18 protein-coding genes and 1 pseudogene are annotated in these 22,578 nt (G+C 65.2%); 11 read left to right on the top strand and 8 right to left on the bottom strand.

The window, feature by feature from the left end:
* From DJ75_RS18825 to DJ75_RS17865, 3 genes are all read left to right on the top strand, one after another.
* The coding region (locus DJ75_RS18825) for a hypothetical protein (protein ID WP_176451481.1) at positions 1–181 on the top strand (181 nt) is incomplete at its 5' end.
* On the top strand, positions 178–2,205 hold the full coding sequence (locus tag DJ75_RS18820; protein WP_094525866.1) for a hypothetical protein: 2,028 nt from the start codon (positions 178–180) through the stop codon (positions 2,203–2,205). The genes DJ75_RS18825 and DJ75_RS18820, both read left to right, overlap by 4 nt.
* Positions 2,206–5,572: 3,367 nt before the next feature.
* Positions 5,573–6,001: a serine O-acetyltransferase gene (locus DJ75_RS17865; RefSeq protein ID WP_094525865.1), complete on the top strand. Its 429-nt coding sequence runs from the start codon at positions 5,573–5,575 to the stop codon at positions 5,999–6,001.
* 289 nt (positions 6,002–6,290) lie between these two features.
* Here DJ75_RS17865 and DJ75_RS18815 read toward each other — a convergent pair.
* The 5 genes and pseudogenes from DJ75_RS18815 to fmdA all read right to left on the bottom strand — a co-directional run.
* Positions 6,291–6,564 (bottom strand): annotated as a pseudogene (locus DJ75_RS18815) (IS6 family transposase); the annotation flags it as partial.
* A 265-nt stretch (positions 6,565–6,829) separates the two neighbouring features.
* Positions 6,830–6,961, bottom strand: coding sequence for a hypothetical protein (locus DJ75_RS19285; RefSeq protein ID WP_254922013.1), 132 nt, complete (start codon positions 6,959–6,961; stop codon positions 6,830–6,832).
* A 367-nt stretch (positions 6,962–7,328) separates the two neighbouring features.
* Positions 7,329–8,402: an aldo/keto reductase gene (locus DJ75_RS17855; protein WP_094525864.1), complete on the bottom strand. Its 1,074-nt coding sequence runs from the start codon at positions 8,400–8,402 to the stop codon at positions 7,329–7,331.
* Positions 8,403–8,503: 101 nt separating this feature from the next.
* Positions 8,504–10,177 carry a TCP-1/cpn60 chaperonin family protein gene (locus tag DJ75_RS17850; protein ID WP_094525863.1) on the bottom strand — a complete coding sequence of 558 codons (1,674 nt, stop codon included), beginning with the start codon at positions 10,175–10,177 and terminating at the stop codon, positions 8,504–8,506.
* A 15-nt stretch (positions 10,178–10,192) separates the two neighbouring features.
* A complete protein-coding gene (gene fmdA, locus DJ75_RS17845; protein ID WP_094525862.1) occupies positions 10,193–11,464 on the bottom strand; it encodes a formamidase in 1,272 nt (423 codons plus the stop codon).
* Positions 11,465–11,705: 241 nt separating this feature from the next.
* Between fmdA and DJ75_RS17840 the strand changes: the two genes are divergently transcribed.
* From DJ75_RS17840 to DJ75_RS17805, 8 genes are all read left to right on the top strand, one after another.
* Positions 11,706–12,608: an acyltransferase gene (locus tag DJ75_RS17840; RefSeq protein WP_094525861.1), complete on the top strand. Its 903-nt coding sequence runs from the start codon at positions 11,706–11,708 to the stop codon at positions 12,606–12,608.
* A gap of 400 nt (positions 12,609–13,008) precedes the next feature.
* Positions 13,009–13,602 carry a DJ-1/PfpI family protein gene (locus tag DJ75_RS17835; protein ID WP_094525860.1) on the top strand — a complete coding sequence of 198 codons (594 nt, stop codon included), beginning with the start codon at positions 13,009–13,011 and terminating at the stop codon, positions 13,600–13,602.
* A gap of 22 nt (positions 13,603–13,624) precedes the next feature.
* The gene (locus DJ75_RS17830) at positions 13,625–14,443 is read left to right on the top strand and encodes a hypothetical protein (RefSeq protein WP_094525859.1); all 819 of its coding nucleotides are present in this window, start codon (positions 13,625–13,627) and stop codon (positions 14,441–14,443) included.
* A 290-nt stretch (positions 14,444–14,733) separates the two neighbouring features.
* A complete protein-coding gene (locus DJ75_RS17825; RefSeq protein WP_176451342.1) occupies positions 14,734–15,642 on the top strand; it encodes an ABC transporter substrate-binding protein in 909 nt (302 codons plus the stop codon).
* 3 nt (positions 15,643–15,645) lie between these two features.
* Positions 15,646–16,494: an ABC transporter ATP-binding protein gene (locus DJ75_RS17820; protein WP_094525857.1), complete on the top strand. Its 849-nt coding sequence runs from the start codon at positions 15,646–15,648 to the stop codon at positions 16,492–16,494.
* Positions 16,491–17,801 (top strand): ABC transporter substrate-binding protein, encoded by a 1,311-nt coding sequence (locus DJ75_RS17815; protein ID WP_094525855.1) that lies wholly within the window; start codon positions 16,491–16,493, stop codon positions 17,799–17,801. Before DJ75_RS17820 ends, DJ75_RS17815 begins: the two co-directional genes overlap by 4 nt.
* Entirely contained in the window at positions 17,767–18,546 is a 780-nt protein-coding gene (locus DJ75_RS17810) for an ABC transporter permease (protein WP_094525853.1), read from the top strand. Before DJ75_RS17815 ends, DJ75_RS17810 begins: the two co-directional genes overlap by 35 nt.
* Before the next feature lie 130 nt (positions 18,547–18,676).
* A complete protein-coding gene (locus DJ75_RS17805; protein WP_094525851.1) occupies positions 18,677–19,126 on the top strand; it encodes a DoxX family protein in 450 nt (149 codons plus the stop codon).
* Positions 19,127–19,202: 76 nt separating this feature from the next.
* Here the strand turns inward: DJ75_RS17805 and DJ75_RS17800 are convergent, their stop codons facing one another.
* The 3 genes from DJ75_RS17800 to DJ75_RS17790 all read right to left on the bottom strand — a co-directional run.
* Complete coding sequence (locus DJ75_RS17800) at positions 19,203–20,279, bottom strand: CNNM domain-containing protein (RefSeq protein ID WP_094525849.1); 1,077 nt, start codon at positions 20,277–20,279, stop codon at positions 19,203–19,205.
* 79 nt (positions 20,280–20,358) lie between these two features.
* Positions 20,359–21,681 (bottom strand): histidine--tRNA ligase, encoded by a 1,323-nt coding sequence (hisS, locus tag DJ75_RS17795; protein WP_094525848.1) that lies wholly within the window; start codon positions 21,679–21,681, stop codon positions 20,359–20,361.
* A 97-nt stretch (positions 21,682–21,778) separates the two neighbouring features.
* The coding region (locus DJ75_RS17790) for a GTPase (RefSeq protein ID WP_094525846.1) at positions 21,779–22,578 on the bottom strand (800 nt) is incomplete at its 5' end.

The raw sequence follows: 22,578 nt of genomic DNA, 5'->3' as shown, positions 1-22,578 counted from the left end.
CGGTCGCTACGAGGACGTCGACGGCGACGGCGACGTCGACGGCGACGACGTGGAAGCCATGTTCGCGAACCGGGACGACGAGCTGATCCGGAGCCACCCGGACGCGTTCGACTTCAGCGACGACGGCGCCGTGGATGTCGTCGATGTCCGGAAGCTGTTCAACGAGGTGTCGAGCCGATGAGCATCGGCTCCCTCTCCGCGACGCTCAACGCGAAGAGCGTCGTCGTCCTCGCGGCGATCGCGGTGGTCGGCATCGGCGGCATCGGCGGGGCCGTCGCTGGCGTCGGACCCACCGGCGGCTTCGACGTCCCGTTCGCTCAACAGCAGGAGCCGACGCCGGCTCCCGAAACCGCGGTTCACCTCGGACCGAGCGACGCGACGGTCCGCGTGGGCGAGACGGCGACGTACGACGTGGTCGTCGCGAACGCGTCCGGTGGCGTCGGCGACCACGTCACCGTCGTCAGCGTCGACGACCCGAGCGTGGCCTCGATAACGGACGTCACTCTGCGCGGGAACCAGTCCGACGAGGCGGCCGGGGTCTCGATAGCCCCCGACGGCTCGTCGGCCAACCTGACGGCCGCACCGACGGACGCGGCCGACGGGGAGAGTGTTGTCGCGACCGTGACGGTCGGCGGCGACGCCCCCGGAACCAGCGACGTCGGGCTGCGTGTCGACGGGCTCGACACCGACGCCGGGGACTCGTACAACGTCACCGACGTGGGCGGCGCCGCGATCGCGGTCGAACCGAACCCGGACCCGGCGGAGTTCCGGGTGTCGAGGCTGAACGCGTCTCACAACGTGACGCAGAGGGAGCCGTTCAACGTCTCCGTGTCGGTCACCAACGACGGCGACCTGGAGGCGACCCAGACGGTCCGGTACGAACTCGATCTCGCCGACAGCGAAGCGGTCGTCGGAAACGGAACGGCCACCGGCAACGGAACGGCCACCGGCAACGGAACGGCCGCCGGCGACGAAACGGTCTATTCCGACGAGCCCTTCGAAGCCGACAGAGTGGTGGCCACCCGAGAGGTGACGCTCGCGGGCCACGACAGGGAGACCGTCACGTTCAGCGGCGTGAACGTGACCGACGTCGACCCCGGATCGCACCGCCACGGCGTCTCCACCGAGAACGACTCCGTGACCGGAGTCGTCGACGTGGAGGCGGCCGCGCGGTCGGATCCCGGTCCCGAGACCGCCGTGCGACTCCTCCCGAGCGGGGTTCCGGTCGACGCCGACGAACCGGAGGTCACCGGCGAAACGGTCGACCCCGGCGAGACGACGACGTACGACGTGGTCGTCGCGAACGCGTCCGGCGGCGTCGGGGCCTACGAGTTCACCGTCGACGTGGAGGACGTCACCTACGCCACGGTGGGGGACGTCACCGCGCGGGGCGGCGCGTCCGACGCGACGACCGAGGTCGTCTTCGTCGAGGACGGCGCCGCGGCCAACGTGACGGCGGTGCCCGCGGACACCGACGACAACGGGAGCGTCATCGTCGCGACGCTCGCGATCGAGGGACACGCCGTCGGCACGACCGACCTCGGACTGCGCGTCGACGCGCTCGCGAACGAGAACGGCACCCGTTACAACGTAACGACAGTGACCGGCGCCACGATCACGTCTGAGAGCGACTACTCCGGCGGGTCTGCGTCGACCGGCGACGGAGACGCGTCCGACGACGGCGGACCGACCTCTCGCGACGAGATCAGCCGAGCGAAGTACGGCGTCGCCTTCGAGGGCCTCGGTAGCAAAACGGTCGGCGAAGTGCAGGCGATCTACAACCGGCAGCCGTTCCCCGGCGACGCCGATCCCGCCGAGGTCGACACCCGCGACGAGATAAGCGACGCCCGATACAACGCGTCGTTCTCCGAGCTGGATCGCGACGCCGCGATCGAGGTGCAGAACGCGTACGACGCGCAGTTCGGGTCGCTCCCGTCTGACCCGGCTCACAGCCGCGACGACATCAGTCGAACGATGTACGACGTCGACTTCGCGGATCTCAGCATCGAGACGACCGGTGAGGTGCAGGCAGTCTATAACCGGCAGCCGTTCCCCGACGACGTGGCTCCCGGCGAGATCAGAACCCGCGACGAGATCACCCAGGACCGATACGGGGTGGAGTTCGACTACGAAGACATCAGCCGCCAGACGAAGATAGAGATCCAGAACGCGTACGACGCGCAGTTCGGCGACGGCGACGAGTAGGCTCATCGCGACGGTTTTTGCTCGGATCGGTGCGGCCTTTCCGCCGGCATCACCGACGACCGGATGATCACCGCGCTGAAGGCCGCGTAACAGGCATTAGCTATTTTTGAAATGCGTGATTAGACGCCACGTCCCCGCTGTACTCACGACGGATACTGAGAGGTGCGCGGGTTCGGTTACGGTACTCTCGACCGGGTGCTCGGAAACAAACGCTCCCAAAATGGATACTGCCGGTCCGCCTCTGTCGACTACCTCGGGTACGTGCTCGCGCTCGCTACCGACGGCGACGCTGGACTGTGTGCGTAGACGACGTAATCAACGCTGTCTCGGATGGGCGGCGCGATGCGGTCGGGTTCTCGTCGGCGACCAAACGACCGGTGAGTCACGCACACACCGCCGCGCAGAAGCCGTACGCTTCGCCTGGCCCAACACAGGGCCGTCACGACTGTGCTCGCAGCGCTCGACGGATTCGATTTTACACGCGACGTAGCGAAACTCGTGGTCCACTACAGCGCGGAACTCTCGATTTCGCTCATTTTCTTGTTGACGCTGCGTTGAGACGTATAATTATTATATTAAAATACGTTTATATTTACATTTTATATATGTGATTGTTATACTTTTAATCCAGGAGTTGAGGGCAAAAACCATCTTTTGAGGTAACTCGGAAAATGACCGTCTCGTTTCGGAATACAGTCGATGGCCTCACAGACGACGACTACTCCGTAGAACCGTTTAGGATTGATCTCGACGGGCGATACTTCACAGTCAATCCCATTCCCGGTCGGTGTCCAATTTTTAAATTCAGTGCTCTCCCGAGGCACCGTCCTATCGAATCTAATACCAGTTATGCGAACATTGCACGCTATCTTTCATATGAACGTTCACCGAAAGAGAGTCCACACCGAGTATCGCTTCGAACGCCATCACGGTCATTTTATACCCCTCAACAGGATACTGTCAGTCGTGGTGGCTGTGACGACGTGTTACCCCACTGGAAGTCGATTTCTACTAATAGATATTGGGGGATTTGCTAAAATCCATCTTTCAGCCACCGTGTCAAATGGAATAGTCGGCGGACGGCAGCAGTGAATTATCCGCTTGAATTCCTGCCAGTTCGAAATAATGTTCTGAACGGCGTGAAAGATGTAAGGCACGTATCTCGCATAGAAGCTCCTCAGAAACGAGCTGGTCGGATCGTTCAATACAGGTGAACGGCGAACCGCTGGAACCCCCGGCTACCAACTTACTGATAGTATGCTTTTTGTGAAATATCGGATCGTATCCAGTGGTACGATTAACGTGGATTGACTCAATAATTTGTTTCTTAATATATTCTGGGATGTTAGAGCGAAACATCTCTTGATTTTCCACATCAGCTGCGATACTTTCCGGTCGCAAATGTAAATAGGTTAATTACTCTATATTTCCCGTGGATATGGTTTCGAGATCGAAACCAGAAGGTTTCAAATCGATCTTATATTCCTCCTGCTTATTATTCGCCAACTATATCGATAGAACACCTGCTCCGATCCAGATGAGCCAATGGTTCGTGATTAACCGTATGTACTGAATCGTGGTCGCTTGTTGGTGTTCGACAGTTGACGGTAACACCGCTGCGTTCGTCGACTTCATGTAAAAATTCATTGATTACACGTACTACGGTAGATTCAACATCGCCTTCATCAATTGCTTGAATTTCTTGCTAGTTCCATGTTACAATCACTCTAATCATAATAAACGATTTGTTGCCCCGTATTAATGAAGTTGACCCACAGAAATATTATTAGCGAGCTTCTGTACGAATATTAATAGATAAGGGACCTGTATCTTGTACCATGCCCGGAACATCATTTATAACGGGTAGGGTATATTACGATCAGTTCGCACGTTCAACGAGCGGGTGATTCATGTGATTTGGCGCGAAATAAGAGAAGCCGTCTTGTTGAGTTCAATTACTACATTTTGCACGCTGCTTCTGACCGCTCTCTGGGATATTAACCCAGTACGTGTTGCATACAACGCGCGTATCTTGCACAGGGGGTTCGGAGAAGTTGACTGTGTGAATCGGTCAATACAAGTAGCGAACCGACAGACACCCGGGACAAATACACTGCAACTCGTCCCGATCTAGCCGTGTAATTTACCGAATGAGTTATTATGTCATTTTCAACTTATCGAATTGGATATGCCTGTGAGGATTTACAACGACAGGCTATTATGCAGTACAATGAAAATCATATATTCGGTTGAAAATGAGATGATAACAAAACAAATAGGAATCATAGTGATCTCTACGTAGTGGCTCAAGCAATTTTTGCGTACTGGCAGTCATTGTAATACATAGTTTTAGATGGCAATGGCTATAGAGAATCGCGGTGAAGCGGCGGGGTAATTCGGCAAATAAAAACTGAAGCAGAGAACCAACAGGCGATGTTAGCTTAACAAAAGGCGGTCGGTGTTCCGAATGGTCTATGTCCGAATCTAATCGCCTCAGCTGCTCTACTGATTGGATCGACTTGGAGTTTGTGGAGCGTGAGCGGACACCCCACGAGACTATTGAAACCGGTATTCAAATTTATTTCGCTGGACTATCACTTTCGAATACCAAACAGTATCTTGAAAGGTTGGGTGTCGAGCGGAGTCGAACCCAATTCACAATTGGATTCAAAAGGCCGAACTACAGCCAGTTGACGGTATGAACCCGAATCGCGTTGCTGTCGATAAGAGTGCGATTCAGATCGGCTCAGACCGATTCTGGCTGTATGCCGTCGTAGATCTTTGTACAAACGAATTCAGTCATATTGACATATTTCTGTCCAGGACCAGCAATTCACGCTGATGATTCTCCGATCTTAATGAGTAACACCACGCTGAGGATGCGCTATTTCTCGTTGATGCTGGCGGACATCTCACAGCTGCACCCTCACGAACTTCGCTCCGATTTTAAATCACTCGCCACGGAAATCGAAATACCGTCGAACGTGTCCTTCGAGAAGTGAGACGACGAACCTCTTCGCGGAATCTTAATTAGTCCTACGTATTCGGATAAAATCGCAATCTCGGATTATGGATCACACTCGGATCGCCTGACTGAGCGGTCGGTCCCTCAGGGACAAACCGAAGGCGTCGAGCGGGTGAAAGCGCTGACTCTCATCGGTTTCTCACGCCGAGGTATTAATTAGGATTCACATATTGAATATCGGCCAGAGTTCAGCAGTTCATATATATAAAGAAGCCGTTGATACACTCAATAAAGCAGAAAGGATGCATGAGGTGTCCAGAAAAAACATAAATTTTACATATAAATCATGTCATCGGTGAGTTCAACTCATCTTTCAGGAACAAATCTCAACGACAGATTATCATGAATTTGAAAATAAAATCTTTTTTTGAAATATGGTGTAAATCAGGGATGAAATCAGCTATTCGAGCTCTGTTGGTTTACTTCAATCTTTTAAATGTTGTCAGATTCAGAGAACCTAGATTACGGCTTGCCTGTGATATTTGGCATCCTCAGTTACCAATTTCGACTTACATTCCTCATCCCGTAGGTATTATAATTCCAAAACGTGCAGAGATAGGGCACAATGTAAGTATATATCAAAACGTGACAATAGGAGTGAAAGATGGTGGTGCCCCAACGATATGCGACGGTGCTGAAATATACTCTGGGGCAGTGGTACTTGGCGATGTTAGAATCGGAGAGGATGCAGTAGTAGGGGCAAATGCAGTGGTCTTGAATGATGTGCCTGATGGGAGCACTGTGGGTGGAGTGCCCGCAAGAAAAATTTAAAAGTCATTATGAACTATAGAAAACCTGATAAAACGCTCAGCTTTGCACGTTGAACTAAGAGTGTGATATAGGGGATGGTGGATTGGATGATGCCGAACACGGACTTCTTCGGCCAACGTGCAAAGCTGAGTTGGCCGGTAAAATTCACTCGGAAAGAGTTGTCGGATTAGTCGTCGTCCTCTTGGGGTATTGAAACTGTCAGTTCTCCCGTTCATATCCTTTATAAGTCCCGCGGATGGCCTCATACAGTTCTTGTTCGTCGATTTCATCTGTGTCGAACGGATAGCGTTTAGATAAGCTGATTCCATGCGAATGCGAGCGCTTGAAGCCAATTTTCAGCAGTACTCGGTTCGACATGGATAAACGTATTTTGAGAATTGGTTTGTTCGCCGCTTTATCTCATGAAGGACACGTTCGACAGCGTTCCGATTCCCATGTGTGACGTGTTGGAATCGGAGCCCGCGACGATGACAGGCCGCCTGTAACTATGGCGCACCATCGATGAAAAAGGTCGCGTTGTCAACCTGATGTTTCTCACGCAGTTCAGCGAGAAATATCGAGTCGGTGATATTCTTCTCGGTCGGCGCCGCGAGGTACGGCTCGATTGCGTCGTAGCTGCTCCACCGCCGAGTGCCATTACGATCCGCGGGAAGACGTGTTCCTCGACGAGGAGGTGGTTTGCTCTGTAGCGGGGAAATCGTGCGTGCTCACGCGTTCGTAGTCGGAGCCCCCGCTCTCCGGGTGCGCCGGCGGTGGCCTTTTCGACCCAGTTCTGGACGGTGCGCTTCGTCACGTCGACAGGGGCTCATCGCGCGCGATCTCCTCGGTCTAGACGTAGCGGTTGATCGTCGTCTCGACATCGACGGGGAGCCACGTCTCGCGCTGCTTCCCGTCGACGTACTCGCCGGTGGTGTCTTTCCCGCTGACGACCTCAAGCTTGTAGAGCCGACCGCCGGTCATCCGAGAGATGTGTCGAGGTTTGACGTCGGCGTGACCTTACGACATAGTGGGTTGGAACCTCACCGTGGCACTCAAACCGACTCGCATCACGGTCAGTTTATTAGCCTCAGGGAGATAGTTCGGATGTGGTGGCCATGACGATCCGTTACCCCCTCTCAGCCCCTTGTGATGAAAAACTTTCACCGAGCCACCACTTCGACACGCCGAGCCGCGGCTCTCGCCCGCGGGCGATCACCGTTCCGCCGGGAGCGCGGTGAAAGTGGTCGCGAGCGCCGTCGACGGCTCGCAGTCCTTCGGTCTCGACGCGAAAAGGGCGGGTTAGAATCGGCGACGCCCCGCGGGACCGAGTCGTCGGGACGCGTTGGCGTCAGTACGAAGCGGCGCGCTTGTCGAGGCCGGCCGCCTCGATGTCCTCGCCGTCGACGGAGGTGCGGAGGACGTCCATCCCGTCGTCGCGGTCGACGTCGAAGTTGCGGGCGTACAGCTCGTCCAACCGGTCGTACTCCGCGTCGGAGATCGGCGGCACGTCGGCGGCGGCGCTCCACTCGGCGATGTCGTCGCCGTCGCGGAACGTTGGCGTGACGGACGCGACCTCGTCGTGGGCGAGCAGCCAGCGGATCGCGGCCTGCGCCATCGTGCGGGTCCCCTCGACGCCGTCCGGGTCCTCGAGGAAGCGGATCGCCTCGACCTTCTCCCAGCCGGTCTCGTACCACACCTTCGGGCGGTGCGAGCGGTGGTCGCCGTCTTCGAGGACGGTGTCGGGCGTCACCTGCTCGTTGAGCAGGCCGGAGGAGTGCGGGACGCGGGCGATCACGGAGGTGTCCGAGCCCGTCTCGCGGATGGTATCGACGAAGTGGCGCCCGGGCTCCTGCTCGAAGAGGTTGAACACGGTCTGGACCGCGTCGAACTCCTCGTACTCGACGGCGGCGTCGCCCTCGGCGAGCCAGCCGATCGAGGGGCCGAGCGCCCAGCCGAGCGCGCGGACGCGCCCCTCGGCCTTCCACTCGCGGAGGAGGTCGCGCACCTCTGGGGTCACCTCGTCGACGTTGGCGTTGTGAAGCTGGAGCACGTCGACGTAGTCGGTGTCGAGTCGGTCCAGCGAGGCCTCGAACGCCTCGGTGAGGTACTCCTCGTTCAGCTCCTTCGGGAGCTCGCCGTGGCCGGCCTGCGGGTTGTCGTAGAAGTCGTAGCCGATCTTCGTCGACAGCGTCACCTCGTCGCGGCGGCCGTCGATCGCTTTCCCGATGATCGCCTCGCTGTCGCCGTGGCCGTACACGTCGCCGGTGTCGACGTAGGTGACGCCGGCGTTGAGGGCCTCCTCGACCATCTCGACCGCCTGTTCGTCCGAGCGGTCGCCCCACCAGTCGGTGCCGACGACCCACGCGCCGAAGCCGATCTCCGAGACCTCGACGCCCGAGTTCCCGAGTTCGCGCTGTTGCATACCCCGATTTGGGGATCGGGACACTTAGCGGGTGCGGTCTCCCCCACGCCGCGGGACTGCGGCGCCGATTCATAAGCGACCGCCGGAGGCGGACGGCCCGATCAGTGGCTCAGCGCCCACGGGTAGCCGCCGGCGTGACCGCCGCTTTCACCTTCGCCGTCGCTCCCGTGGCCGTGACGGTCGCCCCCGGGATGACCGCGTCCGTCGCCGTCGTCCCCGTGCCCCTCGATCGCCTCCGCGTCCAGCGTCTCGTCGACGCGCAGCACGAGCCCCGCGGTCCGGACCGCGGTCTCGAGGCAGCGCGCGGGGACCGCGACCGGCTCGACCGCGCCCGCGTCGAACATGTCGCGGACCGCGCCGGAGCGGGCGACGCCGGCGGCCGTCTCCCCGTCGCGGTGACGGTTGCGGAGCGCGACCAATGCGTCGGTCGGGTCCGCGCCCGCGTTCCTCGCGAGCGTTCGCGGGATCACGGTCACCGCGTCCGCGAACGCCTCCACCGCGAGCGCCGACCGATCGTCGACGCCCGACGCGCGGTCGGCCACGGCGCGGGAGACGGCCATCATGGCTGCGCCGCCGCCCGGAACCGCGCCGCCGCCGCGAGCGGCGTGACGCGCGACCGCGAGGCAGTCCTCGACGATCCGCTTCGTCTCCTCGGCGACGTGCGGCGTCCCGCCGCGCAGGAGCAGCGATTTGTGCGACTCGCCCGGGAGGCCCGAGAGCTCGATCACGGCGCCGCCGCCGACCGACCGACAGCGGACCGAACCGACCGCCCCGAGCGCGTCCCGGTCGAGGTCCGCGACCGCGGTCACTGCGGTCGCGTTCGCGGCGCGAGCGATCGCGTCGAACTCGTCCCGTCTGGTGCGCTCGACGGGGAGCACGCCGGCGCGCGCGAGTTCGGTCTTCGCCCCGTGGTCGATCGACTTCTGACACACGAGCACGTCGACATCGCGGTCCGTGACCGACCGAACCAGCCCGCTTCTGCTCGCCCGTTCGTGCTCCCTGACGGCCGCGAGGTCGTCGGGGCTCTCAACGGTCACCCGTCCCGACGCCTCGGCGGCGGGAACGGCCACCTCGCCGTCGACGAGCGCGACCGTCGGATCGGTGAGCGCCCGTCGGTCGCCGGTCCCGAACCCGCCGATCGTCGTCGACGAGCTGTCGACGTCGACGAGGATCCCGTTCACCCGCTTCGAGTCGGCCAGTTCGCCGCCGGGATACGCGTGGACCGTGAGCCGGGCGGGGTCGCAGTCGACCGCGCGCAGCGCGTCCACCGTGATGTCGGCGAACCGCCGGGCAGACGCCGCGTCCCAGCGGCCCGTGACCGCCGTCGACGCGACCTCTCGGAGCCGCTCGTCGCCCGGCTCGACCAGCACGCTGAGCTCGCGGAGCGCGTCGCGGGCGTGCGAGGCCGCGCCGGCGTAGCCGTCCACGATCGAGGTCGGGTGGAGGCCCTGATCGGCGAGCCCGTCGGCCGCGTCGAGGAGCGCGCCGACGAGCAGGGCCGTCGTAGTGGTCCCGTCGCCGACGTGCCGCGCGTGCGCCTGAACCGCGTCCCGTATCACGCGGCCGATCGGGGCGTCGATCTCCAGCCCGTCGAGGACGGTCGCGCCGGTGTTCGTCACGACGACGCTTCCGCTCCGGTCGATCACCATCTTGTCCAGCCCGTTCGGGCCGAGCGTGCTCCGGAGCGTCGCCGCGATCGCCTTCCCGGGCCCGAGCGGATCGTCGGGTCCCCTTTCGGTGCTCGCTCCCGCCGTCGCTTCGGTCGTGAACGTCATCTCGTATCGTCTCGCTCACTCGAGCGGGTCGTCGGTGACGAGGAGGTCGCCGCGGTCCGCCCGATTGTCGAGGTTACCGGGGGAGACGTCGAACTCGAAGACGCCCTTCGGGACCGCCAGCGTCGAGCACGCGTTCGGAACGTCGACGACGCCGCTCTGGCGCCCCTCGGCGGGGACCGTCCCGAGGATATGGAGCGCCTGCTGACCCGTGTAGCCGAACTTCTTGAGGTAGTCGATGGCTTGCAGACACGCCCGGCGGTAGGCGGTGTGCGAGTCGATGTAGCGCTGCTCGCCGTCCTCGGTCACGGAGTAGCCGCAGAACGTGACGTAGTCCTCGAAGTTGGGGCCGCGGTGGCCGGGTTCGAAGATCGGGTGGTCGACGCCGTGTTTCTCCATCCCGTCTTTGATCAGGTCGAACTCCACGTCCGCGTACGCCGCCATCTCGATCGCGCCGCAGAACGTGATCTCCCCGTCGCCCTGCGAGGCGTGGAAGTCTCCCAGCGCGAAGTTCGCCCCCTCGACGTAGACGGGGAAGTACACCGTCGAGCCGATGGAGAGGTCCTTGATGTCGTGGTTCCCGCCGTGTTCGCGCGGCGGTACGGTCCTCGCGGCCTCCTCGGCCGCCGCCTCCGCCTCCTCCGGGTCCATCTCGCCCATCTGTGCGCCCTCCGTGGTCGGCGGGTTCGCGACGCCCGGCTCCGCCTCTCCGGTCGGGTGATTCGGGATCGAGCTCGGGTCCGCCTCGTGTTTGTCGATCAGCTCCTGCTCCCGTTCGTTCCACTCCTCGAGGAGCTCTTGGCTCGGCGCACAGCCGGCGAGCCCCGGATGGATCTTCCCCTCGTAGCGGACGTCGGGGACGTGCCGCGAGGAGACGGTGTACCCGTTGATCTCCCAGATCGACTTCGCGGCGTCCGGGAAGTGATCGGTGAGGAAGCCGCCCCCGTTCTGCTGGGAGAAGGTCCCGGTGAAGCCGAACTCGGAGCGGTCGTTCAGCGGTCCCATGTCGTGGAACTCGACTTTCAACAGGTCGCCGGGCTCAGCCCCCTCGACGCGGACCGGGCCGGCGAGGTAATGCACCTGCGTCAGGTCCACGTCCCTGACCTCGTTCGGGTCGTCGTTGTCAGAGATCTGTCCGCCCGTCCAGTCAAGCGCTTCGAGCCGAATCGTCTCCCCCGGCTCCGCCTCCACGACGGCCGGGATGTCGGGGTGCCATCGGTTGAACGGCTTGGCCGTCGGCTGCTCGTCCGGCGGGCTGTCGACGTCGACCTCGAATTTTACTTCTGGCATGTGGTACCGCGTATCAGTACAGCGAACCGTCTCAAAAGTGTTGTTGAATCAATAATTATGTTGAAAATACATGATTTCGGACGGCTCTTCGCCGCCGATACGTCGCCTCTCGCGAGTTCCGGTCCCGAGAATCGCCCTGTTGCTCACGATCGCCGGCGCGCGGGCGCCACGACCGTCGGTCGCTGAAGCGCGCCCGCCGCACAACCGAATCCCTTTGAAGCACGGCGACGAAGGTGGCCCGATGACAAAGCGACACGTGTCCCTCCCCGACGGCGCAGAGGCCGGGGTCCGAGGGTTAATCGACGAGGTGGACGAGCGGCTCTCCTCGGACGAGGACACCTGTAACGTCGTTCGCGACGTCCTGATCGACCTCCACGGCGACCGCGAGCGCTGGGAGGCGTGGCAGGACGGGGAGTCGGTGTCGCGGGCCGAGCGCGTCCGCCTGCAGGGGTACGACCCGTGCAACGCGACGCTGGAGTCGGAGTACTACGCCGAGAAGGACGAGGACCGCTTCCAGCGCTCGAAGCACCTCCAGTGGCTCTGGCGCCAGTTCGACGCGACGCCGATGGCGGACAACGTCGAGTTCGCGCTCCGGTTCCGCCAGATGCTCGGAAACCACCTGTTCGCCGAGTGCGGGGACGACTGCCGCTTTTTCAAGGGGATCTCCGTCACGTACGGCCACAACATCGAGGTCGGCGACAACGTCGTGATCCACGACGACGTGCACCTCGACGACCGGGGGAAGCTGACGATCGGCGACCGCGCGTCGGTCTCCGACGGCGTCCACCTCTACAGCCACGACCACGACCTCGTCGATCAGACCGAGGTCCGCAACTTCCACACGATCGTCGAGGAGGACGCCCGCGTCACCTACGACGCGATGGTGCGCGCCGGCTGTCGGATCGGCGAGAACAGCGTCGTCGGCGCGCGCTCGGTCGTGCAGGGCGACGTCCCGGCCCACCACGTCGTCGTCGGCTCGCCCGCCCGCAGCGTCCGCGTGAAACCGGGCTGGGAGGAGGCCGCCGCCGACCTGGAGGACGGACGGCTCCCCGACAACCAAGACGAGCGCGAGATCGAGTACGACCTCCCCGACGACCTCGACCAGTTCGACGAGTTCCAGCGGGACCTGCGGCCGCCGAAGTAGGACCGACTACCGGTGCGTGGCGGTTCGACCGCTCCGGTCGATCAATCGTAAATAACTGATCGACGCCCGCTGTGGAGCGCCTCCAACGCCTCGGCCGCTCGGGTATACCTCGTTGCTGTCGGAGGGATAGCGAACACCTCCAAAGCCCCGCCCAACACAACAACCGCACCTCACGTCTCCCCAGCCTCGCGGCTCCCTTCGGTCGCCGCGTCCCTCGCGCGGTGCTGTTCGCGGCCGCCGCGGGCGGCCGCGCACAGGCACGCGCCGCCGCGCCGTGCGATTGAGTTATCAATAGCCGTCGAGCGGGTAGAGGTCGGTCACACGGTGTCGGCGTGGTATGTCATCGCTCGCCAGTACCGTTATTTGACAGCAGCGCGTATATCCGAGTGGTGTTGCACACATGACAGGACAACGGATTCTGATGATCGTCGGCGACTTCGGAGAGGACTACGAGATCATGGTCCCGTTCCAGGCGCTGCAGGCGGTGGGCCACGAAGTCCACGCCGTCTGCCCGGAGAAGGAGGACGGAGACAGCGTCAAGACCGCGATCCACGACTTCCGCGGCGATCAGACGTACCTGGAGACCCGGGGGCACGACTTCGAGCTCACTCACGGGTTCGACGACGTCGACCCGACCGACTACGACGCGCTGGTCGTCCCCGGCGGGCGCGCGCCCGAGTACCTGCGCGGCTACGACGAGGTGCTCGACGCGGTGCGCCACTTCTTCGAGGCCGACAAGCCCGTCGCGTCGATCTGCCACGGCCCGCAGATCCTCGCGGCCGCGGGCGTGCTCGACGGCTACGAGATCACCGCCTACCCCGCGGTCAGGCCCGAGGTCGAGGCCGCCGGCTGCTCGTGGGTCGACGGCGTGACGACGGACGGGAACCTCGTCACCGGACAGGCGTGGCCCGACCACCCGGAGTGGATCGCGGGGTTCCTCGACCTGCTCGGCACCGAGATCGACCACGACGCGCCCGCCGCCGCGGCGGAGTGACCCGTCCGGACTCCCCTTTTTAATGCGCGACCCACGCGCCGTCGCCGTCAACGTCGCCGCCAACACGAACCAGCCCGGTTTCCGCGGGCCAGTCTACCCGGACGGGTCGTTCGCGTACGTGCCGATCCCCGAGTCGGCGGCGACGCTCCCGCGCGGGCGATTCCCGGTCGACGAGCCGCTTCCGACGTACGCCGACCTCGACCTCCCCTTCGCGGTGCCCTCCGACTTGCACGCGACGCCGGTCCACTTGGATCCGGAACTCCCCGGCGTCCACGGCCGCGACCGCGCGACGTACGGCGACCCCCACGGCGTGAAGGCCGGCCGGATCGCCGGCCTCGCCCCGGGCGACTGGCTGCTGTTCTACGCGACGCTGTCGCTTCGGCCGCACGGCTGGCCGGGGCCGGGCGGGGCGTCGGCCGACGCGGCGGTCGACGGCGACCCCGCGCCCGACGCCGACCTCGCCCCCGACTGGGGCGCGTACCTGTTCGCCGGTATCCGCGTCGAGCGGGTGCTCGCGGTCGGTGACGGCGACCGCTCCGAGACGGGGGGCGGGACCGGCGACGCCGCGGTCGACCGCGAGTCGGCGGCCGCGCTCGCGCCGACCAACGCCCACCTGAAGCGCGACCCGTTCGACGCGCGGGTCGTCGTCGCCGGCGACCCGGCGGCGTCGGGCCGCTTCGAGCGCGTCGTCCCCCTGAGCGACCCCGAGGCGGGCGCGGACGCGAACCGCCTCGTCACGGCGCTGTCCAGCGACTCGGGGAAGGGGCCGTGGTGGCGACGGCCGATGGCGTTCGACGCCGACGCGACGGCGACGCTGCTGGAGCGGATAGAGCGGGCCTGAGGCGCAGACATCCCGACGGCGACGGAGAAACGAACAAGTATTGTTGCTATCTCGGATGCGAACCGTTCGCTCACTCGGCCGAAAACGCCCGTGAGACGGCGTTTTGAGCCGATCGACGATCCCGTTTCCGCCGAACCGCCGACCGAACCCGTTCGGCCGCCGCAACATTTGCGCGAAGCCGGTTGCACCGCTCATCCTTGTCGGTTTCCGGAGCTATACCTTACAATAAAACTAAGAAGCATTCGATGTCAGATCTCAATGTCTCCCACGAATACTTCACGTGGAGACTGGTGCAAGACGTCGCGGAAGAGAACGGGTACTTCGAGGACGAGGGCGTCGACGCCGACCTCTCGTACTTCGCGCCCGGGACGCAGGACTTCGAGGGCGAGAACGCCTTCGACGCCGACTGGTGGGACGACATGGACGAGGACGGCGGCACCCACGGCGTCTGCGAGTGGAACGCGGTCCAAGAGGTCTCCGAGACCGACCGCGACATCGTCGGCTCCTACAGCGAGTGGGACCGCGTCGTGTTCGTTGACGCCGACGACGACGCCGAGACCATCGACGACCTGCGCGGTCGCTCCGTCGGGATCAACAAGTACGCCACCTCCTTCTACTCGATGCGCGAGATGCTGGAGAACGAGGGGTTCGAGGACGACGAGGTCGTCCTCGAACACGTCGGCGAGGCGGAGGAGCGCTTCGACGCGGTGAAAGAGGGCGAGGTCGACTCCATCGCGGTGCTGGAGCCGTTCGTCACGCTCGGCCGCTACGACGAGGAGCTGAAGGAGGTGTTCGACGGCCCGTGCCGCGCCGCCATCACCACGCGCGAGCAGCCCGAGCCGGAGAAGCTGGAGGGGTTCCTCGCGGCGCTGAACCGCGCGGTCGCCGACATCAACGACGACCTCGACGGGTACACCGACCGGTACGTCGGGCTGCTGGAAGACGAGGCGGCCGACAAGGCGGCCTTCGACGACGTGAACTTCGACCGGCTCCGCGAGGAGTTCGAGCTCCGCGAGTTCCTCCCCGTGCGCGCCCCCGACGAGGACCGGATCGGCGCGACCACGGACTGGATGCGCGAGAAGGGGTTCGTCCCCGACGACGCTGACATCGGGACCGCGGAAGAGCTCGATGACGAGGGCGTCATCCCGGACGACGAGGCGGCGTCCGAAGAGGACGAGCCCGAGGCGACGGCGGACTGATCGATGTCCCTCGAGTCCCGCGCGGCGGCGACCGACGACGGCGACGAGGAGTCCGCCGTCCGGCCCGAATCCGCGTCCGCGGTCGGCGCCGACGCCGACGGCCGTCGAACGACCGGCGCGGCGCCGGTCGTCGCCAGCGACCTCACGAAGCGGTACGACGAGACCCTCGTCTTCGACGGGCTCGACCTCGCGGTCGACCCCGGCGAGGTCTGCTGTCTGCTCGGCCCGTCCGGCTGCGGCAAGACGACCCTCCTGCACCTGCTCGCGGGACTCGAAGAGCCGACCGGCGGCCGCGTCGAGATCGACGGCGACCGGGTGACGGGCCCGGACTACCGGTGGGGCGTCGTCTTCCAAGACCCCCTGCTGTACCCGTGGCTCTCGGTGCGAGAGAACGTCGAAGTCGGCCCGAAGCTCCGCGGCGAGGAGCCCGACCCCGACCTGATCGACGAGCTGCTCGACCTCGTCGGGCTCGACGGTGTCGCGGACGCCGACACCGCGGACCTGTCGGGCGGGATGGCGCAGCGCGCGTCGCTCGCGCGGACGCTCGCGAACGAGCCCGAGGTGCTGCTCCTCGACGAGCCGTTCTCTGCGCTCGACCAGCTGACGAAGATGGAGCTGCAGGACGAGCTGTTGCGGATCGTCGACGAGCTCGGCGTCACCGCCGTGTTCGTCACGCACGACATCGACGAGGCGGTGTACCTCGGTGACCGCGTCGCGATAATGGGACCGGTCCCGGCGGGCATCGAACACGTCGAGCGGATCGACAGCGAGACGCGGTCGCGGGACGACGAGGCGTTCCTCGCGGAGCGGGCGGCGACCTTCGAACAGTTGGAGGCGGTTGGACTCGAATGACGCACGATCATCACACGAACCACGACGACGTCGACCCCGATGTCGCCGAGAGCGCGCGCGAGCTCGTCGGCGGCGCCGGCTGGCGGAACCCCTCGGAGACGGCCCGCACGAGCGGGCTCTCCCGACGCGAATTCATGAAGGAGTCCGGGCTGGCGTCGCTCGCGGCGGCCGGCGTCGGCTCGACGGCCGGCTGTCTCGGGGGCGGCGGGGAGGGCGAGGGCCCGCCGACCGCGGAGATCGGCTACCTCCCGATCACGGACTCGGCGCCCCTGCTGACGGGATACGCCAACGACCACTTCGCCGACCACGGCGTCGACGCCGCCGAGCCGAAACTGTTCCGCGGCTGGTCCGACCTCGCGGAGGCGTTCCTCTCCGGCGAGGTCAACGTCGCCCACTTCCTGATGCCGATGACGGTGTGGATGCGCTACGGCGACGAGCTGGACGCGAACGTCCAGGTCGTCGCGTGGGACCACACGGACGGCTCCGCGCTGACGGTCCAGCAGGACGTCGACGAGTGGTCCGACCTCGGCGGCGGCACCGTCGCCGTTCCGTTCTGGTACTCGATCCACAACGTCATCCTCCAGATGGGGCTCCGCGAGCACGGGCTCACGCCCCGAACGGACTCCTCCGCCGACGAGGTGGCGGACGACGAGGTGAACCTCGTCGTGACGCCGCCGCCGGACATGCCCGCGGCGCTCGAGAACGGCTCCATCGAGGGGTACATCGTCGCCGAGCCGTTCAACGCGATCGGCGAGCTCGACGCCGGCGGGAAGATCCTGCGGTTCACCGGCGACGTCTGGCGCGAGCACGCCTGCTGCGTCGTCGTGATGCGCGAGGAGCTGGTGCAGTCGCGGCCGGAGTGGACGACCGACGTGATGAGCGGGCTCGTCGACGCCCAACAGTACCTCCGAGGGAATCGGTCCGAGGCCGCGCGGCTGCTCTCCTCGGCGGAGAGCGGCCTGCTGCCGCAGGGGCCCGAGCCGATCGACCGCGCGCTCACCCACTACGACGAGCACGAGCCGTACCTCGAATCGGGCGCGATCCGCAACGAGGAGTGGGACATCGACCGGATCGGCTTCTACCCGTACCCGTACCCCTCGTACACGGAGGAGCTGATCCGTCGCATGCGCGAGACCCGCGTGGAGGGCGAGGACGCCTTCCTCGACGAGTTAGAGCCCGCCGAGGTCGCCGACGACCTCGTCGCGTACGACCCCGTTCGCACAGCGCTGGAAGAAGCCGGCGGCCCGCCGGCGTTCGACGTCCCAGAGGAAGATGGCTACGAGAGACAGGAGACGATACGGTTCTGAGCTGCTCGGGGAGCGCGGCCGCCTGCTGCCGGCGGTCGGACTCCTCGGCGGCCTCGCCGTCTGGTGGGCGGTGACGGCGCTCGGGAGCGGCATCATCACGAACTTCGCGCCGGCGGCGACGGTCGCCGTCCTCGCCGAGCTCGTCGTCTCGCCCGAGTTCTACGACCACGTGCTCGTCAGCGTCTACCGGTTCGGGCTCGCGCTCGCGCTCTGCCTGACGGTCGGGCTCCCCGTGGGGATCGTCGTCGGCTACTTCGAGGCGGCCGAGCGGGCGACCACGGTCCTCTTCCAGTTCATGCGGATGATCTCCCCGCTGGCGTGGTTCCCGATCGCCATCATCGTCTTCGGCGTGGGGACCCGGTCCGCGGTGTTCGTGATGTTCATGGCCGGCCTCTGGCCGATCGTGTTGAACACCGCCCACGGGATCGCGACCATCGACGACGACTGGGTCACGGTCGGCGAGTCGCTCGGCGGCGACACGCGCGCCCTGCTCCGCCGGGTCGTCGTCCCCGCGGTGATCCCGGACATGCTGACGGGGATCCGCCTCTCGATCGGCATCCTCTGGATCATCCTCGTCCCCGCGGAGATGCTCGGGGTCAACACCGGGCTGGGCTACCTCATCCTCGACGCCCGCGACCGGTTCTCCTACGCGGAGATCCCCGCGATCATGCTGGTGATCGGCTTCATCGGCTTCTGGCTCGACCTGTCGGTCCGCCGGCTCCACGCCCGGTGGAACTGGGGGTAAGTCGGCGACCGCCGCCCGACGCCCGCGCGCTCCGCGCCCTCTCGCACGTCGATGTCCGCGCCCTCTCGCACGTCGATGTCCGCGTCATCCCGCACGTCGATTTATGTGGCACGCTACCGTGCGTCCACACATGACCGACGACGACACCGACGACGCCGGCGACACCGAGGCGGCCGAGACGACGCCGGGCGACGAGGAGCCGACGACCGGCGGCCGCGGCGCGCCCTCGCGGCTCGGCCGCGTGCTGCTCGGGGTCGGACTGGCGGCGCAGGCCTCCGAGGACTTCCGCGACATGGACGAGACGATCGAGTACGCGGAGTCGGCCGGGGTCCCCGCCCCCGACCTCGCGGCCCCGTTCGCGTCGGGGATGATGCTCGTCTCGGGGATCGGGATCGCGCTGTGGCGAGCCCCCCGTATCACGACGGGTGCGGCCGTGACGTTCCTGACGGTCGTGACCGCGACGATGCACGACTTCTGGAACGCCGACGAGGACGACAAGAGCGGCGAGCGGCTGGCCTTCTTCGGTAACCTCGCGATGCTGGGCGGGGCCCTAGTGTTCCTGCGCGAGGCGTTCGAGTAGCGCGCCGTCGTCCGCCGCGGTCGCGGCGGGAGCGCTTCACCCGCCGCAGCCGTCCGTCGTCGCCGACGCCGACCGCCTACAGATCGCCCGCGTCGAGCGGGTCCTCGAGCTGTCCCATCACCGCCTCCAGCGCGTCGGTCGCGGTGAGGAGCCCGACGATCTCGCCGTCCTCGATGACGAGCGCGAGCTCCTGTGACTCAGCCTGGAACTGGTCGTATGCGTCGCTGATGCTCGTCTCCGGCGAGACCGTCACCGGCGGGGCGGCGATCTCCTCGAACGTCGTCTCCCCCGCCCGGAGCTCCTCGAAGCGGCTCACGATCGACGGGGCGTACACGATCCCCTCGAAGTCGTTCGGACCGTCGCCCACGAGCGGGAACCGCGTGTGCGGCGTGTCGCGAATCCGGTCGAGGTTCTCCTCGATCGACGCCGACGTCGACAGCGAGACGACCTCGTCGGCCGGCGTCATCAGGTCCGCCACGCCGAGCTCGTCGACGGCGAGCGCGTTGAGGACCTCCTCGCGGCGCTCCTCGGGGAGCTCGACCTCCTCCATCATCGACCCGAGGCGGTTGCGGAGCTCCGCGCGCGTCTCCAACACCTCGCTTTCGGTCTCGGTCCACGACCCGGTCATCTCGACGCCGAACAGCCCGAGGGTGGCCTTCGCGACCCAGTCGCCGAACTTGATCAGCGGCGAGATGAGCCACGCGAACCAGTACAGCGGCCGCGCGCCGTACCCGGCGACCTGCTTCGAGCGCTCGACGCCGAGGTACGTTGGGGTCTGCTCGCCGTGGGTGAGGTGGACCATGTTGATGATGAAAAAGCCCAGCAGCGACCCGGCGCCCGCTGACGCGAACGCCGTGTTCGCGAATATCGGCGCGAACAGCGCCGCGAGCCCCGGCTCCGCGACGATACCGAGGGCGATACTCGTCCCGGAGATCCACACCTGACAGGTGGTGAGGTAGAACTCCAGGTCGTCCGTCATCTCCCACGCGCGCCGCAGTCCGGGGGTGTCGATCTCCGACTCCGGATACTGCCGGAGCCGCGTGAGGGCGAACTCGACCGCCACGAAGTACGCGTTGATCAGGATGAGGGCGACGCCGGCCGCCACGCGGAGGGCGACCTCGGTCGGCGGCATCGCTGTCGCGAGCGGGATCATCGTTCCTCCGGTCCCGTCGCGACCCTGAAAAGGATTCAGGACTCCCGCCGTCTCGTCGCGACTCGTCGTCCGCCGCCCGCTACTCGTCGTCCTCGTACGTCGAGAGCCCGTCCTCGGGCGGGAACTCCTCGACCGGCACGGTCGTCTCGTCGCCGCTCGCCATGTCTTTCACCGTGTACTCGCCGTTCCCGAGGTCGCGCTCGCCGACGACCACGACGGTCTCGGCGTTGATCGAGTCGGCGTAGCCGAGTTGGGCGCCGAACGAGCGACCGGAGACGTCGCTCTCGACGACGACGCCGTCGTCGAGCGCGCGGAGGTCGCGGGCGAGCGCGGCCGCCTCGCCCCGCGTGTCGCCCACGCTGAGCACGTAGTAGTCGGTCGAGAGCTCCTCGTCGGGCCAGACGCCGGCGCGCTGACAGAGGAGCTTGAGGGTGGCGTGGCCGGGCGCGACTCCGACCGCGGGAGTCGGTTGGCCGCCGAAGCTCTCGATCAGGTCGTCGTAGCGCCCGCCGCCGAAGACCGAGCGCGACACCTCGCCCGTGGAGTCGAAGCACTCGAAGACGACGCCGGTGTAGTAGTCGAGCCCGCGGGCGGTCGTCAGCGAGACCTCGCAGAACTCGCCCGCGCCGAAGTCGTCGGCCGCGGCGAGCACGTTCCGCAGGTTCTCGACCGCGGCCGCGACCTCCTCGCCGCCGGCCTCGGCCACCGCGTCGAGGTCCTCGGGGGCGTCGACGCCCGAGATGAGGTCGTCGAACTCGCGGGCGGTCGCGCGGTCGAGCCCCGCGTCCGAGAGGAGTCCGAGGTACTCGCCGTCGTCGACCTTCGCGCGCTTGTCGACCGCGCGGATCGCCGCGGCGGTGTCGACCGCGTCGGGATCGGCGGCGAGCGCCCGGACGAGCCCGCCGAGGATGTCGCGGTGCGAGACGCGGAACTCGAAGTCGTCGCCGGTGAGCCCGAGGTCCGTGAGCGCGTCGGCGGCGACCGCCAGCACCTCGGCGTCGGCCTCGGGCGCCGACGAGCCGAACACGTCGATGTTCGTCTGGTAGAACTCGCGGAAGCGGCCCTGCTGGACCTGCTCGTAGCGCCAGAACGGGCGGGTGGAGACCCACTTGATCGGCTTCGAGAGCTCCTGGCCCTTCGCGACGACCATCCGGGCGACGGTGGGGGTGAGCTCCGGCGTCATGGAGACGCCGCGGCCGCCCTTGTCGTCGAAGGCGTACAGCTCCTCGACGATCTCCTCGCCGGACTTGTCGACGTACATCTCCGTCCGCTCTAGGGCGGGGGTGGCGATCTCGCGGAAGCCGTACCGGCTCGCGGCGTCCTCGATCGCGTCGGTCACTTCCCGGCGTGCGGACTGCTCCCCGGGGTAGAAGTCGCGGAATCCCTTGAGACCGTCGTACATACGCGTCGGTTCGGCGAGCGCCCGCTTGAAAGCATCCTTTCGGGGCCGCGGCGGCTCGCTCGCCGCCGCCTCGCTCGCCGCCGCCTCGCCTCTCCGGCTACTCCCCGCCGTCGCGCGTCGGGAGGTCCGGCTCGAACGCGGCCGCCTCGACGGCCATGTCGAGGACGTCCTCGACGTTCTCGTCCTCGGTCACGCTCATCGTCGCGTCGACGGACTCCGCCCGCACCGCCTCGAAGCGGTCGTGTTTGTTCGCCACGGTGAGGAACGGGACCGCGTCGCCGAACAGCTCGCGGACCTCCTCGCGCAGCTCCAGCTGGACGTCCAGCGGGTAGCCGCAGTCGCCGGAGGGGTCGAGCACGAAGACGACGACGTCGGCGAGGTGTTCGAGTGCGCTGACCGCCTGCCGCTCGATGTCGTTTCGGTCCTCTTCCGGGCGGTCGAGCAGGCCGGGGGTGTCGACGATCTGGTACCGGACGTGGTCCCGCTCGAAGTGACCGATCTGGACGCCGCGGGTCGTGAACGGGTACTCCGCGATCTCGTTGGAGGCGCGGGTGACGCGGTTGACGAACGACGACTTCCCGACGTTCGGATAGCCGGCGATGACGATGGCGGGCTCGTCGGGCCGGATGTCTGGGAGCACCTTCAGCTGGTCGCGCGAGTCGCCGATGTACCGCAGGTCCTCTTCGATCTGGTCCATCACGTCGGCCATGCGCGCGAACGCCTGTTTCCGGTGTTTGCGCGCGGTGTCGACGTCGGAATTCCGGACTTTCGTCGTGTACTCGTCGCGCAGGTCCTCGATCTGACGGCTGGCCCACATCACCTGCGAGAGCGCCTGCCGGAGGCGGTCGACGTCGACGATGGCGTCGGCGAGCTCGTAGTAGAACGGGTCGACGTCGA

It is taken from the genome of Halorubrum sp. Eb13 (assembly GCF_002252895.1).
In the GTDB taxonomy this organism is placed as follows: domain Archaea; phylum Halobacteriota; class Halobacteria; order Halobacteriales; family Haloferacaceae; genus Halorubrum.
Note: the sequence above shows the minus strand (reverse complement) of the source record. Positions and strands in the feature narration are given on the sequence as shown.

Bases quoted from the DNA above. Each gene is read 5' to 3' on its own strand.
- DJ75_RS18820 (WP_094525866.1), top strand. From the start codon at position 178: ATGAGCATCGGCTCCCTCTCCGCGACGCTCAACGCGAAGAGCGTCGTC.
- DJ75_RS17865 (WP_094525865.1), top strand. From the start codon at position 5,573: ATGAATTTGAAAATAAAATCTTTTTTTGAAATATGGTGTAAATCAGGG.
- DJ75_RS19285 (WP_254922013.1), bottom strand. From the start codon at position 6,961: ATGACCGGCGGTCGGCTCTACAAGCTTGAGGTCGTCAGCGGGAAAGAC.
- DJ75_RS17855 (WP_094525864.1), bottom strand. From the start codon at position 8,402: ATGCAACAGCGCGAACTCGGGAACTCGGGCGTCGAGGTCTCGGAGATC.
- DJ75_RS17850 (WP_094525863.1), bottom strand. From the start codon at position 10,177: ATGACGTTCACGACCGAAGCGACGGCGGGAGCGAGCACCGAAAGGGGA.
- fmdA (WP_094525862.1), bottom strand. From the start codon at position 11,464: ATGCCAGAAGTAAAATTCGAGGTCGACGTCGACAGCCCGCCGGACGAG.
- DJ75_RS17840 (WP_094525861.1), top strand. From the start codon at position 11,706: ATGACAAAGCGACACGTGTCCCTCCCCGACGGCGCAGAGGCCGGGGTC.
- DJ75_RS17835 (WP_094525860.1), top strand. From the start codon at position 13,009: ATGACAGGACAACGGATTCTGATGATCGTCGGCGACTTCGGAGAGGAC.
- DJ75_RS17830 (WP_094525859.1), top strand. From the start codon at position 13,625: ATGCGCGACCCACGCGCCGTCGCCGTCAACGTCGCCGCCAACACGAAC.
- DJ75_RS17820 (WP_094525857.1), top strand. From the start codon at position 15,646: ATGTCCCTCGAGTCCCGCGCGGCGGCGACCGACGACGGCGACGAGGAG.
- DJ75_RS17815 (WP_094525855.1), top strand. From the start codon at position 16,491: ATGACGCACGATCATCACACGAACCACGACGACGTCGACCCCGATGTC.
- DJ75_RS17810 (WP_094525853.1), top strand. From the start codon at position 17,767: ATGGCTACGAGAGACAGGAGACGATACGGTTCTGAGCTGCTCGGGGAG.
- DJ75_RS17805 (WP_094525851.1), top strand. From the start codon at position 18,677: ATGACCGACGACGACACCGACGACGCCGGCGACACCGAGGCGGCCGAG.
- DJ75_RS17800 (WP_094525849.1), bottom strand. From the start codon at position 20,279: ATGATCCCGCTCGCGACAGCGATGCCGCCGACCGAGGTCGCCCTCCGC.
- hisS (WP_094525848.1), bottom strand. From the start codon at position 21,681: ATGTACGACGGTCTCAAGGGATTCCGCGACTTCTACCCCGGGGAGCAG.